This window comes from Ruminococcus sp. OA3 (assembly GCF_022440845.1).
In the GTDB taxonomy this organism is placed as follows: Bacteria; Bacillota; Clostridia; order Lachnospirales; family Lachnospiraceae; genus Ruminococcus_G.
This window is the reverse complement of sequence record NZ_JAKNTO010000001.1, coordinates 358,038-373,320: the sequence shown is the minus strand read 5'-3', so window position 1 is coordinate 373,320 and position 15,283 is coordinate 358,038. Positions and strand designations below refer to the sequence as shown.

Annotated in this window: 12 protein-coding genes; all 12 read left to right on the top strand. The window is 44.1% G+C overall.

Annotation, left to right across the window (positions count from 1 at the left end; translation table 11 throughout):
- The first annotated feature begins 51 nt into the window (after positions 1 to 51).
- The 12 genes from MCG98_RS01860 (at position 52) to MCG98_RS01805 (ending at position 15,261) form a co-directional block, all read left to right on the top strand.
- Positions 52 to 1,257 (top strand): BTAD domain-containing putative transcriptional regulator, encoded by a 1,206-nt coding sequence (locus MCG98_RS01860; protein ID WP_240300170.1) that lies wholly within the window; start codon positions 52 to 54, stop codon positions 1,255 to 1,257.
- Positions 1,258 to 1,272: 15 nt separating this feature from the next.
- Positions 1,273 to 1,701 (top strand): hypothetical protein, encoded by a 429-nt coding sequence (locus MCG98_RS01855; RefSeq protein WP_240300169.1) that lies wholly within the window; start codon positions 1,273 to 1,275, stop codon positions 1,699 to 1,701.
- A 166-nt stretch (positions 1,702 to 1,867) separates the two neighbouring features.
- Positions 1,868 to 8,227: a SpaA isopeptide-forming pilin-related protein gene (locus MCG98_RS01850; protein WP_240300168.1), complete on the top strand. Its 6,360-nt coding sequence runs from the start codon at positions 1,868 to 1,870 to the stop codon at positions 8,225 to 8,227.
- Positions 8,228 to 8,360: 133 nt separating this feature from the next.
- The gene (locus tag MCG98_RS01845) at positions 8,361 to 8,864 is read left to right on the top strand and encodes a signal peptidase I (RefSeq protein WP_240300167.1); all 504 of its coding nucleotides are present in this window, start codon (positions 8,361 to 8,363) and stop codon (positions 8,862 to 8,864) included.
- A complete protein-coding gene (locus tag MCG98_RS01840) occupies positions 8,861 to 9,484 on the top strand; it encodes a hypothetical protein (RefSeq protein WP_240300166.1) in 624 nt (207 codons plus the stop codon). Before MCG98_RS01845 ends, MCG98_RS01840 begins: the two co-directional genes overlap by 4 nt.
- Positions 9,485 to 9,605: 121 nt before the next feature.
- Positions 9,606 to 10,319 carry a SipW-dependent-type signal peptide-containing protein gene (locus tag MCG98_RS01835; RefSeq protein ID WP_240300165.1) on the top strand — a complete coding sequence of 238 codons (714 nt, stop codon included), beginning with the start codon at positions 9,606 to 9,608 and terminating at the stop codon, positions 10,317 to 10,319.
- 103 nt (positions 10,320 to 10,422) lie between these two features.
- Positions 10,423 to 11,172 (top strand): SipW-dependent-type signal peptide-containing protein, encoded by a 750-nt coding sequence (locus tag MCG98_RS01830; protein WP_240300164.1) that lies wholly within the window; start codon positions 10,423 to 10,425, stop codon positions 11,170 to 11,172.
- A gap of 28 nt (positions 11,173 to 11,200) precedes the next feature.
- On the top strand, positions 11,201 to 11,935 hold the full coding sequence (locus tag MCG98_RS01825) for a SipW-dependent-type signal peptide-containing protein (RefSeq protein WP_240300163.1): 735 nt from the start codon (positions 11,201 to 11,203) through the stop codon (positions 11,933 to 11,935).
- 61 nt (positions 11,936 to 11,996) lie between these two features.
- The gene (locus tag MCG98_RS01820; RefSeq protein WP_240300162.1) at positions 11,997 to 12,584 is read left to right on the top strand and encodes a TasA family protein; all 588 of its coding nucleotides are present in this window, start codon (positions 11,997 to 11,999) and stop codon (positions 12,582 to 12,584) included.
- Positions 12,585 to 12,615: 31 nt separating this feature from the next.
- Entirely contained in the window at positions 12,616 to 12,807 is a 192-nt protein-coding gene (locus tag MCG98_RS01815) for a hypothetical protein (protein WP_240300161.1), read from the top strand.
- A 278-nt stretch (positions 12,808 to 13,085) separates the two neighbouring features.
- Positions 13,086 to 14,807: a plasmid pRiA4b ORF-3 family protein gene (locus tag MCG98_RS01810; RefSeq protein WP_240300160.1), complete on the top strand. Its 1,722-nt coding sequence runs from the start codon at positions 13,086 to 13,088 to the stop codon at positions 14,805 to 14,807.
- Positions 14,797 to 15,261: an NUDIX hydrolase gene (locus tag MCG98_RS01805; protein ID WP_240300159.1), complete on the top strand. Its 465-nt coding sequence runs from the start codon at positions 14,797 to 14,799 to the stop codon at positions 15,259 to 15,261. The genes MCG98_RS01810 and MCG98_RS01805 overlap by 11 nt, the downstream gene beginning before the upstream one ends.
- Positions 15,262 to 15,283: the final 22 nt, after the last annotated feature.

Genomic DNA, 15,283 nt, shown 5'->3' with positions numbered 1-15,283 from the left:
ATTATAGACAGAGTATGTTGATGAAGCAGTGAATAAGGGGCCTTACGGAAAATGGGGAAAACAATGATACAGGTTATGATGTTTGGCGGATTCCAGATGACTGGGCCGGATGGGATCCTGAACGACGATGTTATACGTTCGGACCAGATAACAAAATTACTAACGTACATATTGCTGAATCATAAAAAGAACATAACGATACAGGAACTGGGTGATGCGCTCTGGGACGACGATGAGAGTGATAACCGCGCCGGTGCATTGAAAAATTTAATGTACCGGCTGCGCAACACCCTGAAGAAGAATCTCGGTGAGGAGGATTACATCCTCACAGGAAGGGGAACATACTATTGGAACCCGGAGATAGCGATCAGGCTGGATTGTGAAGAATTTGACTCCTGGTATACAAAAGGAAAGATGACATCCGGTGAGGACCAGATGGAATCTTATCAAAATGCAATACAGCTATATAAAGGAACACTTCTACCCAAAATGTCTTTAGAACACTGGACAATATCGTTATCGACATATTATCATTCCCATTATTTGAGCCTTGTAAAAACTGTCTCTGAGATTTATTATAAAAGCGGGCAATATGAAGAAATGGAAGCTGCCTGTAAAAGGGCGATTTCTCTGGATTCGCTTGACGAAGAGCTTCATTATCTGATGATTCAGTCACTGGAAGCACAAGGCAAGAACAAACTTGCTCTGGAACATTACTCCAAGGCTGTAGATATCCTGTATGAAAATCTGGGTGTCAGGCCATCCAAAAAATTACAGGAGGCCCATGAAAGACTTCTTAAGGAAACAAATGAACAGGAGCTTGACCTTGGAACTATTCAACAGGATCTTTTGGAGGCAGCCAGACCGGAGGGCGTTTTTGTCTGCGAGTACGGAATTTTTCGCGAAATCTACCGGCTTCAGGCACGTCAGGCACAGCGGCTTGGTATGTCTGTTTATGTGGCACTTGTTACATTGGATCCGCCGGGGAGACTGGAACCGGGAAGTGAAGAGTATCTGCTATCTTTGAAAAAAGGCATGGAACATCTTGGAGATACACTGAGGTGTCTTCGGGCAGGGGATGTTGCATCGAAATACAGCGGGGCACAGTATGTGATTCTGCTTCCGACCTGTACCTATGAGACTGGAAAAATGGTGATAGAACGACTGATGACCAGGTTTTTCGATACGCCAAAGTGGAGCCGTTACAGTGTTCACTACAGCTTGAGTGAAATTGGAATGGCAGGTATGACGGTTTAGAGAGGAGAATGACGAGTGGAGCCGAGGCAGGACTATATGTTGAATTCTCTGCGCGTGTGCATTGACCGATACGATGATGTAAAAATGGGAGGGCGAGCATATTCCCCGCTTCAGAGTGAAGTGATAGAGTTTGAGGACTTTATGGAGATGATTGCACAGGCGGATAAGCTTTTTGATGAGAAGGGGTATCCGCAGTCTTACCAGAACAAAAGAGTGTTTGACGGGGAAAGCCAACGTTCATCTTTTGTACTGAAACCGCTGGTCTTAAGAGAAGCAGAAGATATTGTGGGACAGCAGGGAAAAATTGGAACGTTTGATATCCTGATCGTCAGCAGAAGGCATGCGACGTGGCAGGGAATCTTAAAAGACAAAAATGGAAATGTAATTGGGGATTTTGAAGACATCCTTCAGATTATTTCCTGCATTGAGAAATATAGACATTAAGGAAACAGGAGCTTTTTTATGAGTTTCTGTTTTTTTATTTGTGAATTCAGGATATTGTGACCGCTCTGTGACTTAAGCTTGCTATAGTATAAACATAAACTGAGTGTATAGGATGCTTATGTCGTCCTGAAGATCATATATAGCAGAAGTTGAAGGAGGATTACCAATGAAATGGAGAACAAGTAAGAGATGGATGGCCTTAATCTTAAGTTTGTTGATGGTACTTTCCGCTATACCGCTAGACGTATTCGGAAGTGCAGAAGAGGCAGCGGGCGTTGAGACTATCCCCGAAGAAGTTACGGAGGAAGCTTTGGAAGACCCGGCAGAGGAGCCATCTACTGAAGAAGAAACGGTAATTACGGAAGAGGATACAGAGGCAACAGATACTGACGAGTCCTCCTATTCTGCAGAGGAACCACAGATTCTGGAAAATGTAGAAGAGACAGAGGAACCGGTTACGGGTCAGACGAATTACACATTTGAAAATGATACAATGACTGTGCAGCTGCAGCTGGCACAGGAAGAGGCTCTTCCGGAAGGTACACAGCTTCAGGTGACACCGATCGATGATTACGCGATTGATGAAAACACTTCTGAAGAAGTTAAAACATTGAAAGCAAAATATGATGATATTGTCAATCTTTTGAAAGATGTAAAAGATGCAGATGGTAATCCTGTGGATGGATTTCTTGCATACCATGCGGAACTGATCAGTGACGGGGAAGTTTATCAGCCACAGGGCGAAGTCAATATGCTGATGACTTACAAAGAGGCTGCTCTTCCGGATGCCCTCAAAGGTGAATCCAGGTTAAGAACAGTGAATGTGAAAATGTTCCAGTACACAACGGCACAGGATGAGGCTGGAAACATGATTACCGTACTGGATGACAGGGAAGAACATCTTACAGCATTTAACTTTGCAGATGATGCAATTGGTTCAGTGAGTGAATATGGTTTTAATGCCTATAATCTTTCTGACTTCGTGATTGCATGGACCGGGCAGGACCAGACAACAGAATTTACCTGCATGGATGATCATCAGGAAGTTACAGTAACGGCTACATTATCACAGCCTGGAATTTTGCCAAGAGGCGCAGAGCTGAAAGCTACAAAAGTAGCAGATGCTGACGAGCTTGCCACCGTTGAGAGCATGATGGCAGACCAGACGGAGGCGGACAAAGAACTGGCAGGTTTTGTTACATATGACATTCGTTTTGAAAAAGACGGTGTGGAAGTAGAGCCGACTGGAGAAGTCAATGTTTCCCTTCAGTTTAATGAGACAGCGAAACCGGAAACCACAGATGGTGAGGTGACAGAGCTTCCAGACGATGCTTCAGCAGATGATATCGAGGTTTACCACCTGAAGGAAAGTGCTGACACGAATGAAATTGAAGTGCAGAAGCTGGACAATGCAGTTGTTGAAACAGTCGGTAATGCAGAGGTTAGCAAAACGGAATTCGCAACAGACAGTTTCTCGTACTTCGTGATTAAATGGAGCAGCAATACAAAATATGTATACTGTGTGGATGAAGAGGGCAATACGATAGGCGAAAACATTTCTCTTGGAAGCCTTTCGGTAACGAACGATTCTGATGATGGTACTAACATAAGCTCCCTGGCAAATGAAATTGACGGATACACTTTCCTAAGGGCTTACAAAGCATCCAGCCCTTCCAGTTCAAGTAAATCGGAAGTAGTAAAGCTGTATTATAAGAGCAGCGGCAAAAACAAAGGATTTTATTATAAGACCAGCAATTATAGCAGCTGGACTCGTTTCGGCAGCAGTGATAATCTGTATTTCGAATATCGGGCAGAAGGGCCGGTTAAGGAATACTGCTCAGAAGAGATTATTAAATTTTCTGAAAGCAGTCAGAGGGTTCAGGTGTTTGCTTCTGAAGACGATGTCAGTTCCGGAGGAACAGAGATCAGGTTTTATGTTTTTATCGATGGTGCCGAAAAGGGGTATTATACCAGGCGGTTTAAAGAGTCGGATGTTGCATTTTATGTAAATCCTTCAGCCGGATACTCTCTGGAAAGCATTCAGTTAAACAGTAAAAAGGATCTGAGTGGAGTGGGTCGTGGAACATACGCCAATCAGAATCCTAACAATACAATCAACCTTTCTGATGTTCGGGGAATTCAGATAAACCTCAAATCGAAGGAGGCAGATGTATCTAAAATTGATACAGTAGACGGAAGAGCAGACGGAATCAGCATGGGCCTGTATAACTACAGCAGTGCTATCAACAGCAAATCGGTTGCTGCTGACGGGTTTTATTTCCATAACAATGCTGGCGGTGTAGATGGATCTAATAATGCAGGGACTGCCGCCTATACACATACCAGCAACCAACGTGTGCATCAGGAATATTTGAAGAATAATTTGAGTGAGAACGGATATCCGCTGCTGACGAGTGGAGATTCCCTGGAGTATTTGTTTGAATCAGGCACGGCGGTTACGGCTTATAATGGTTTAAGCGGTCTGTTCCAAAAGGATGAGAATGGCTATTATTACTACGACAGCAGCAACCACCATGCACAGCTGAATCAGGAAAATAACTGGCTTGATGTCTACAATGCAAGACTGTCACCACTTCAGAGCTCATTTAATTACGGGAACTTTTTACCGTTTAATAGTCTGCCGGCTACCGCACGCGACAATACATTATCGTCAGTGGATGGAGGCAGGGCGGCGACTGACTACTGGTTCGGAATGAACATCGGTATGAACTTCTATCAGCCTAAGAATGGTCAAATCAATGGCGAAGACATGGTATTTGATTTCAGGGGTGATGATGATGTATGGGTATTTATTGACGGCATCAAGGTGCTTGATCTCGGTGGTATCCATGACAAAAAAGAAGGAAGCATCAACTTTAAGACGGGTGTTGTTAAAGCGGAAGGTATTGACGATACGACAATTGCAGCGCGTTATGAAGCTGCCTACAGGGAAGCAAATCCAGGAGCAAATCAAGCCAAAGTGACGGAATATCTGGATGGCATCTTTAACAAGGGCAGAGACGGAAGCTATACTTCTTTTAAGAACTTCAGTTCTCACAGTATGGAATTTTTCTATCTGGAACGAGGAGGCGGAGCTGCAAACTGTAAGATCAGTTTCAATATGAGACCGCTTCCCACAGATTCGGTTACTGTCAGCAAAGAGATATCTAACTATGACGATGGTGCCTACAGTGATGTGGAATTTGCATTTAAACTGTATGCAGAGACAGAAGCCGGAAACGGAAATTTTGAGGCAGTAATGCCGGGAACCGAGTATACTCTGCGAAAAGCTGATGACACAACAGAAATAAAAACAGTTGACAGCGACGGAACATTTAAACTGAGACATGGTGAACAGGCCCAGTTTAGTGGAATGACGCAAGGCCAGAAGTATTATGTGGAAGAAGTCGGTCTCAGCAGCGAAGCTTATGATGAAGTTGTGATTGAATCTGCCGGAATTGTAAACCAGGATGGCGACAGTGTAGTCGGAGAGGATCAGACTACAATTAGAAGTGAAGAGCTTACAATCGGAACAGACACAATCGTAAACTTCAAGAACAGATGCGCAGCCACGAATATGAAACATCTTTTAATTCAAAAGACAGTGGCCGGCGGTGCTACAGATGATACTTATACGATGCGGGTTACTCTTGGCGGTGAGCTGTATAGAGGAACTTACAAAGTAGGTGCGACCTATGATGCGGCGCTTGCCGGGGAGTCACTCACCACAAGCAACGGAAGAATCAGTCTGAAGTCCGGACAGATTGCGGTAATTATTGGTAATGCAGCGGTCAGTGCCGGAGGCGAAACCACGCGTGGAATTCCATCTGGAACTTCATTCAGGGTGGAGGAGATCAACCTGGATACGGATACTTATCTGGCACCGGAATTTACAGTGGTTGACAGTGCCTCTTATACGGCAGATTCAATTTCCAGTCAAAATGGATATGAAGGATATGCATCAGGCGTAATTAATATTAATAAAAATGCAAAAGCAGTGGTAACCAATAAAACTTCCTCCGTTGATCTTTCTTTTGTAAAAACGGACAGTGGGGATAAGATTCTCCCGGGAGCGACCTTTACACTGACGAACAGCAGCAATACTGTGATCGGGACAGAAACTTCAGGTAGAAATGGTATGGTGACGTTCTCAGGCGTTTCTACCGGGACATATACGTTGACTGAAACGCAGTCTCCGAATGGCTATGTTACGCCAGGCAGTGTATGGACAGTAACGGTTACGGTTGAAGATGATGGAACAGGCAGTGTTTATCTGGAAGATGCCGAAGGCAATGAAGTTGGAAAGCTGGATGTATCGGGAGAGGAGTTTTATCAAATCCATAACTTTACAGAAGATGAATATCTGGAAAAGAATCTGGATTATGACAAACAGGTAGAACTTCTGGACTGGAATGAAAGGACGTATGGAATTACATTATCCGCAACTTCGAAGATAACAGAACAGGTGAAAGCGACACCGTACGATATCGTGTTGGTTCTGGATGCATCAGGAAGTATGGACAATAACTTCTATACATTTACCCCATATTCGGGAAGCAGTACTCCTGCCAGTGGAAGCTATTATGTGAAAACAACCAGTGGTATCTATCAGCAGGCAACCCGGGACAGAGACAGGAACCAGTATTATTATTATGATACTGCATCTAACCAGTATATTTATGTGACAAATGCACAGCTGTATAGCCGCAGCTATGGCGGAGATAACAAAAATAATGCATTAGAGAACGCAGCAACACTGTTCCTCGATATGGTCAGGGAAAGCAGCCCGGACAGCCGGATGGGAGTGGTATATTTTGCAGGAAGTGCGACAACAAAGAGAAGCGGCGGAAATGAGCTGCTCAGAGTTGGCAACGATTCTTCGTATACCACATTAAACAGCTGGGTGAACAATGTGCCTAAGAGTGGAGCCACCAATGCGTCCGCAGGAATGGGAAATGCAAAGGCCATTTATGATGGTACGGGAAACCGGGAGACGGTTGACCAGGTAGAGGGAAGAAAGAATCTTGTGATTTTCCTGACAGATGGTGTTCCTACTACGGGCAATACTTTTAATACCGACGTGGCAAGCGGTGCTGTTACAAATGCTCGCGCGATCAAGACAACTCATAATGCTACAATTTATTCACTGGGAATATTTGATTCGGCCAGTACATCCGGCCAAATCAGCAGCGGTACTATAAAGCAGATTGATGATTACATGACAGGTGTTGCATCAGGGTCCGACTATTATATGACAGCGGACAGTGTGGAGTCTCTGGAAGCCCTGTTTGAAAGCATTGGTTCCAGCCTTGGCAAGACGATAACGGCGGATATCGTGGATACCATCGACAAACGTTTTGAACTCGCTGAGGGAGAAGAAGCAAGGCTCACAGCAGCAGGAGTGACAGTGACGCATAATGGGGACGGATCAACAACGCTTACCTGGCCGGATGCGGCAATTCAGGCGTCCAAGGGAGAAGAACCAGGCTGGAAGAGCGGGGAGACTCCGATCGTTATCCGGGCCAAGGATGCGTATATCGGCGGGAATGATGTGACTACGAATGGTTCTGATTCCAGGATTGACAGCGAAATTGGTACGGTATATTTTGAACAGCCAACAGTAAATGTAAAAGCTGAACTCAAAATAAACAATGCAGAAACAACGATCTTCCTGGGTGACACAGTTCCGACAGATGATGCGGTAATTAACAGACTGTTTGAAAGCGGATATACAATGGGAAGAGACGGCAGTGCCCTGAAAGCGGCAGATTTCACCAAAACATGGTATAAAGATGAAGCATGCAGCCAGCCGGTTACGCTGGAAGAAATGGCTCGGATTGCTCCGACGGACACGCAGAAATTCTATCTGAAAGTTACCTACGATGCCGGAGCACCGACGGATGACAGTACAGGACGTACGGAGGGCAACATTGCCGGAGGTGAAGACCATATTGTTACAGCGGTGAACAGTGATACGAAAAATTATAAAGATAAAGAGTATGGCGTTTACACTGTCTATGTGGTTGATGGACAGCTGACAATTACCAAAAAGATTGATGATCAATATACACATATTGAGCCGATCAACGCAAATCAGAGTTTTGTATTTAAAATTCAGAAATATGCGGTGAAGGCAGATGGCAGCAAGGGAGATCTGGTAAATACTTTCTATGAAGTGATCAATTTCAATGCAAATGAAAGGGATACTGAAAAGACAAAAACCATTTCCGGATTGTCCAGAGGATACTATACAGTAACGGAAGAGACCGAGTGGTCAGCTAAATATGATCTGGTTTCTAAAAAGGATAATTTTGATGGGAACGCAGAAGAATGTGCCGACCTCTATATCGGGAAAAAGTTAGAGTCTTCCAATGATAAGCTGAGTTTTTATGGAGTAGGCAACACAGAAAAGAATGCAAAGCATGCAAATGTGCTTGTGGCAACAACGGAGTTTACGAACAACGTTGACAGGGAATGGAAATGGCTCAGTGACGCTGCCGCAGCAGTAAACAAATTTAATCAGTGATTTTCAGAAAAGATGCAGTGAAAACTGCATCTTTTCTTATATAATTTAAAACATTGTGACCGGAGTGTGACTTGCGATTGATATAGTATCAATATAAGATAAAAAGTTTGCACGGGAATGGAAGGGCAGAGTGATGAGAAAGGTATATAAAGCAGTTACAACCATTTTACTTGTGGCATTGATTGCGTTAGTGGCGGCGTTGTTTCTGCCAAGGGTATTTGGCCTTCAGCCGTTGGCGGTACTGAGCGGCAGTATGGAGCCGACGTACCATGTGGGGAGTCTGATCTATGTACAGGACGTGGAACCTGCAGATATTGAAGTGGGTGATCCAATGACATATACGATTGGTGAGGGAACAATGGTCACTCACCGTGTGGTAGAAAAAGATGAAGAAAATCAGACATTTCAAACCAAAGGCGATGCCAATGACAATGTAGACGGCGGGACGATCGCATACGCGGCAGTAGTTGGAAAACCGGCTTTTAGTATTCCGCTTTTAGGATATGTTGCTGTGTATGCTGCTACAAGAACCGGAATGATCCTTATGATAACGGCAATTTTGGTAGTGCTGATCCTGACCTTCCTGCCGGATATGCTGATGGGCAAGGATGAAAAAAAAGACGGAGGTGCAAAATGAGGCAAATGAGTAAGAAAGGAAAGATAACAGTTGTGGGAATTCTGGCACTTCTGGTGATTGCTGTTGTGGGAACAACAATTGCAATGCTGCAGAAGAAAACGGATCCGGTACAAAATGATTTTGCGGGTGCGGCTGTCAATATCGGAGTTGTAGAAAATGGCAAAGATGTGCCTTTGGAAGATGGCGACAATACGAATACCTATGATCAGATTGTTGAGAATCAACCGGTTACAAAAGAAGTCAGCATTAAAAATATTGACAGTGAAGAATATCCGACAACTGATACGTATGTAAGGGTAAGACTGGTTCCGATTTTCAGAAATGAGGCGGGTGAGACAGTTCCCGCGGATATGAGTAAAGTTTCATACACATATGGTGATGACAGCAACTGGAGAAAAGAAGAAACTGCAGGTGGAGAAACCTACTATTACTATACCAGGGCTCTGGCTCCGGATGATGTGTCCGGTATGCTCATTACCGCAGTGACTTATGCCGGAGAAGTACCGGAAGGCACTACATTTGAACTGCAGGTCCTTACAGAAGGTATTGCAGCAAATCAAAAAGATTCTTTAAGTGCATGGGGATTATCTGATTTTGATGATTTAGAGGCATTAGCATAGCTGAGAAAATAAATTAGAAAAAATTGAGAATACCTGTTGATGTGACTGCGTTGTGACTTACATCATTCATAATGTACTTATAGCATTGATAGTTCGGAAAACATGGAAAGGAAGGGGAACTATGATTAATAAAAATAAAAAAGCAAAAGTTATCACAGCACTTGCTGTTGTTACTGCTTTAGGAATCGGCGGAACACTTGCTTACCTGCATCAGGTTACGGAAACGGCAACAAATGTATTTGCTTCTGATAAAAGTATTGATCTGGAACTGAGAGAACCTGACTGGGATGGATATGAATTTGGGGAAGACGGTTTCCAGTATGGCGCAGGAGTGGATGAGGCTGATAAGGATAACATGGAATTAGGCTTTAACCTGGCTCAAAGATATACGCCGGGAACGGATATTCCAAAGGATCCACAGGTTAAGAATACAAGTAAAGATGAACCAATTTACACAGCTCTTAAAGTTCAGTATTTTAAGGTAGATGGAAGCACCGAAACACAGGTAACATATGATGATTTCAAAACTGCTTATCTGAAGGAAACAGGGATTGAATTTCATACAGATGCCTGGGTACAGATTGATGGCGGTACAGGAAAGGACCAGATTTATATGTATGGCAGCGGTGAAGGAGCCACTGAACTGGCTGTTAACGGAATTACAACTCCGGCATTGTTTGGGGAGGTTCCATTAAGCCTGGACCTGGAAGCAGGCGAGAAGGGGCTGTTACCAAAATTCAATATCAAAGTTACGGCTTATGCAATTCAGTCTACAAATGTAGATGCAGCAGACGCAAAAGACCTGATGTTAAACTTTATCAACGGTCAGAACTAAAAATGAATTAAAAAAGGAAGCTTTTTTAAGATACATGCGAAACGGACAGAAAATATAAAACGTAATGACTTTTAAATTTATAATCAAGTGGAGGAGAGATACTATGGCAAACAAAAAGAGAATCGCAACAACAATCGGTGCAATGGCACTTACGGCTGTTCTGGCAGTTGGGGGAACACTGGCTTATCTGTCAAGCGTGACGGAGACGGAAAAGAACGTATTTACAAGTTCGAAATCCATTACGACGGAGTTGACTGAGGAGTTTGATCCTGAAGTGGCTGGCAGCTATACGCCGGGTCAGGTAATCACAAAAGCACCGACAATGTCAAACACCAGTGACTCTAATGAATCCATCTGGGTTGCAGTTTCGCTGGACTATACAAATGGTGCAGACAGTATAACTTATGAAGAGTTTAAACAGTATGCAGAGGTTCAGGGACTGGATACAACAGGTTGGGAAAAAATCGGTACAGCAGCTGATGGTCAGGAATTATATGCATTTAAAACTGTATTAGCGCCAGGCGCTGATACCAGTGCAATCTTCTCATCTGTAAAAGTAAATGCAGGTATTCAGAAAGTATGGAAATACGGTACAGAAGGCGAAATTGTTTATACAATGGATGAAGATGGTAACTTGATTGACGTAAAGGATAATACGGAATTAGTTGACGAGGTTACTTATTATAATGCAAAGGGTGAAGAGATTAATCCTGAAGAGGCTGAAGCAGGACTTCCGACTTACACGATCGAAGTAAAAGGTTACGCTGTTCAGGCATCCGATGTGAATTATGATCTTGCCAAGACGGAACTCACCAAGCTCGCTAACAGCGCGTTGGGCGTTGTCTTTCAGTAATTAACGATCAGTGAAGGAGAATAAAATTATGGCAAACAAAAAATTTAGAAATACCCTGATTGCTCTGTCCCTGGTAGCGGTTGTGGGAATTGGCGGAACGCTTGCATATCTGACGCACATTACAAATACAGAGACAAACACCTTTACAATGGGCAAGGGTATCACCGGTGAGACAGACGAACCGAATTGGGATGAAGAAGAAGCTCAGAATTTCACACCGGGTAAAGTGATTGCAAAGGACCCGTTGATCAGAAACCTTTCTGATGAAAGCACAGACCCGGTATTTGCAGCGGCGACGATTCAGTATCAGGTGAAGAATGAAGCGGATGAGTGGGTTGATACTACATACGCTGAGTTAGATAAATTTATCAATATTAAATCCGGTGCTCCATTGGCAGATGGTTTCAATACAGCAGACTGGAAAATGGCAAAAGATAATACGATTGCTTACTACACAAAGGAAAAAGTAGCACCGGACGGCGGTGAGACTACCAGAATCTTTGATGCGGTGGAAATCGATCAGCTGGCACTGACACCGGACCAGATTGCAAGTGCAGCATTGACAGACGGCAGCCCGATACAGTTTGATGTTACCAAATACGAAGTAAAAGATGCTGAAGGAAATGTAACAAGCTACACATACACAGATTATAAAATGCAGGATTTCCAGATCATCATCACAGGCTATCTCGTACAGGGATCCGATGAATTTGCTGATTGCGAGACGGCAATGAAGACAGCATTCCCAAGCATTTTTAACTAAAATATGATAGCTCTCAGGCACCTCACAAAGGTGCCTGTCAGAAGAAAAGGAGGCTGAAAATATGAGTAAGAAGAAAAAAATAGCGCTGCTGGTAACCTCTCTTGCACTGGTTGCTACATTACTGATCGGCGGAACGCTGGCATACTTCACAGATTCTGATGAAGCGGCGAATGTTATCACACTTGGCAAAGTAGACGGTACACTGACTGAGACAGGTGAAGAAGACAGAGAAGACGGTACTACCGGTAAAGACTATGAAAATGTGAAACCGGGCCAGGAACTGGAAAAAGATCCTACCCTGACATTAGCAGGCGATTCTGAAGATGCCTATGCACGATTCCATGTGACATTTACAGGCCTTACAGATACACAGGTCAGTGAACTGAAATTCTACAAAGGTACTGAGGAAGTGAAGTTTGACGGAAACGGTTATTTCTATGTACAGGATATCATGAAAGCAAACGATACATTTGTCCTGTTTGATAAAGTCGTAATTCCGACTTCCTGGGGCAATGAAATGGCAGAAAAGACATTCAACATTAACGTGGTTGTAGAGCTCATTCAGGCTGACAACTTTACACCAGGCACAGATGCCAACGGCAATATCGATAGCTGGGGAACTGTTACGATTGAGAAGTTTAATGGCTGATCATCAGTAATTCTATAGGAGTCCAAAAACTATGAGCGAAAAAGTACACATGACCGAATTTAAGGGCCAGTCTTTTCTGATAAAGATCAAGAGCGCGCAAAATCATACGTGGCAGGGAACGGTGCAGTGGATTGAAGAGAATAAAACAATACCGTTTCGAAGTGCACTTGAGCTGCTGCGGCTGTTGGATTCCGCTGTGGGTACAGATAAAGAGGACGAATAGTTTTATAAAAGAGAACCGGAAGTCGAAAAACTTTCGGTTCTTTTTCTAATGTTCTTTATTCTTATACGCGGATAGCTTATAATAAAAGGTAACAGCTCAGGACGGCGGGGAAATTGGTGCATCAAGCTTGCTTGTAAGTCGCTTTCTGCACCAATTTCCACATCGGATGAACATCCGATGCTTCTTGACCGGTTTTTCGGTCAAGAAGATGCGCCGTCCTGAACAGTTACAATAAAAAATAGAAACCGCCGTTCCGGAAGAAGAGGGGGGAGATGCCCATGAAAGCTTATCAGTTAAAGGTTGGAATCAAGAATGCTAAGCCGCCTGTCTGGCGGAGAGTCGTTGTGCCGGCGGGAATTACATTCTCTCAGCTCAGCATTATATTGAACCAGACGATGGGATGGTCGGGGTATCATCTGTTTCGTTTTGAAATGAGAAACTCTTTTGCCATGATTCAGGAGGATGACGAAGATTTTACAGAATCAATGCTGTCGAATGATGAGTATTGCCTGGATGCGTCGGAGACGTTTATAGATACATTGGTTGAGCAGGAGGACTGGTTTACCTATTATTATGATTTTGGGGACGACTGGAGGCATAAGATTACAGTGGAGGCTGTACTTCCTGACTATGAAAAAAGTGCTCCGTGTGTACTGAAATACAAAGGCAATTGCCCGATCGAGGACAGCGGCGGTCTGTACGGCTATTACGAATGCCTTGATATTATGAATGATCCCCAGCATCCGCAGCATGATGAAATGCAGGAATGGGCACGGGAGCAGGGATATGAATCGTATGATATGGACGCTGTGAACAAAGAGTTTAAAGCTAATTTCCATGTGATTTATGGCGAGGGAGAAAACAGATTTCAGGAAGAAATATATGAGGCCATGGCAGAAGGAGAAACAGGCCTGCTGGTCACCCGTAATCCGAAGGATACAAAACGCCCCAAACCAGACTGGAATCATCAGGAAGAGTCTCTGGCGGAGGTATTTGAGTGTTATCAGCTGCATGATATTCTGGATATCGCTCGAATGCATGGATTAAAGGTGGAACTGCCGAAGGGGCGGGATGATCTGATAGCCTGTACGGTTTCTCATATTCTCAGGCCTGAGATTATGTGCCGGTTTTTCCTTTGCCTCCGTGATGATGAGATATCTGCATATGAGGCTGCGATTCAGGTGAAGGGTCCGTATGAGGCAGATGATCCGGATGTTTTTGAACGTCTGCAGTGTGCGGGATACTGCGGCGTCCTGGATGGTGATTACATTATGGTGCCGGATGATGCGGCGGGGGCTTACGGGATGCTGAAAGCAGAGGGTATTTTAAAAGAGCGCGTTCGCAGAAGCTTCCTGCTGGACTGTCTGCAAGCTGCCGGCTATCTGTACGGTGTAGCCGAGTTAAAAGCCATTGCGAGCATCTATAACCAGAACTGTGATGACCGGATTTCTGAACAGGATATTACAGATACTTATGAACAACTGCCGGATGGATACAAAGATTTTATACTTTCTGACGCCCTTTATATCCAGAAGCCGCTGTATGCCGATGCTACATATAAGAGGCTGTGGGAGATTCAGGATGGCAAAGAATACTATATTCCAACCAGAAGAGAGATATGCGATATCGTGGTACATGGCTATCTGCCGCATGGGGAGGGGATCTGTAAATTTGTAGAATACCTGATGACTGAAAAAGAACTCCCGGGCATCGATGCTGAGTTTATTGGGGCAAGGGTGCAGTGGGAGATTTGTTCAGGCTGCAGTGTGCGGGAGATTTTTGATTTTATTGAGGAACATGCAGTTCAGATAGAGAGTAATGAAGAACTGCAGGAACTTGCGGATGTTCTGATGCTGTTATGGAATGATACCAGGATGATCGTAAACAGAGGGGCAAAGCCGGGTGAACTGCTAAAAGGTCAGAGCAGAGAAAGGAAGAGTTCATCCGGAAGCAAGATCGTTGATTTTAAGGACTGGAAAGGAGATCGGCATGACTACTGATAATTGTCTTGGCAGTATGCAGGGGTACAACTGTATTATGATTTTCAATAAGGAGCGCACAAGGCTCCTGATGTGTAAAAGGACAGGTGATCCATATGAAGGGCTTTATAACCTTGTAGGAGGCAAGATAGAGGATGGAGAGGATGGCTTTTGTGCAGCGTACCGCGAATTGCGGGAGGAGACCGGTATTGATCGCGAACAGACAGAGCTGTTTCATATGATGGATTTCACTTATTATAATCAGCTGAATTATGTAGAGGTATATGTGGGAATCCTGAAAGAAAATGTGGACATCTGCAGTGAAAAGCATCCTCTCGTGTGGATGGGACTGGACGAGAACTTTTTTGACGGTAATAGATTCGCCGGCGAGGGAAATATTGGGCATATGCTGGAACAGGTAAAGCAGTTTGGCGTAGGGATGGAAGACAGGAATGCAGTCGTGTACAGCGACTGATATTAAGATAAGACATGGCGGA

Bases quoted from the DNA above. Each gene is read 5' to 3' on its own strand.
- MCG98_RS01860 (WP_240300170.1), top strand. From the start codon at position 52: ATGGGGAAAACAATGATACAGGTTATGATGTTTGGCGGATTCCAGATG.
- MCG98_RS01850 (WP_240300168.1), top strand. From the start codon at position 1,868: ATGAAATGGAGAACAAGTAAGAGATGGATGGCCTTAATCTTAAGTTTG.
- MCG98_RS01845 (WP_240300167.1), top strand. From the start codon at position 8,361: ATGAGAAAGGTATATAAAGCAGTTACAACCATTTTACTTGTGGCATTG.
- MCG98_RS01840 (WP_240300166.1), top strand. From the start codon at position 8,861: ATGAGGCAAATGAGTAAGAAAGGAAAGATAACAGTTGTGGGAATTCTG.
- MCG98_RS01835 (WP_240300165.1), top strand. From the start codon at position 9,606: ATGATTAATAAAAATAAAAAAGCAAAAGTTATCACAGCACTTGCTGTT.
- MCG98_RS01830 (WP_240300164.1), top strand. From the start codon at position 10,423: ATGGCAAACAAAAAGAGAATCGCAACAACAATCGGTGCAATGGCACTT.
- MCG98_RS01825 (WP_240300163.1), top strand. From the start codon at position 11,201: ATGGCAAACAAAAAATTTAGAAATACCCTGATTGCTCTGTCCCTGGTA.
- MCG98_RS01820 (WP_240300162.1), top strand. From the start codon at position 11,997: ATGAGTAAGAAGAAAAAAATAGCGCTGCTGGTAACCTCTCTTGCACTG.
- MCG98_RS01815 (WP_240300161.1), top strand. From the start codon at position 12,616: ATGAGCGAAAAAGTACACATGACCGAATTTAAGGGCCAGTCTTTTCTG.
- MCG98_RS01810 (WP_240300160.1), top strand. From the start codon at position 13,086: ATGAAAGCTTATCAGTTAAAGGTTGGAATCAAGAATGCTAAGCCGCCT.
- MCG98_RS01805 (WP_240300159.1), top strand. From the start codon at position 14,797: ATGACTACTGATAATTGTCTTGGCAGTATGCAGGGGTACAACTGTATT.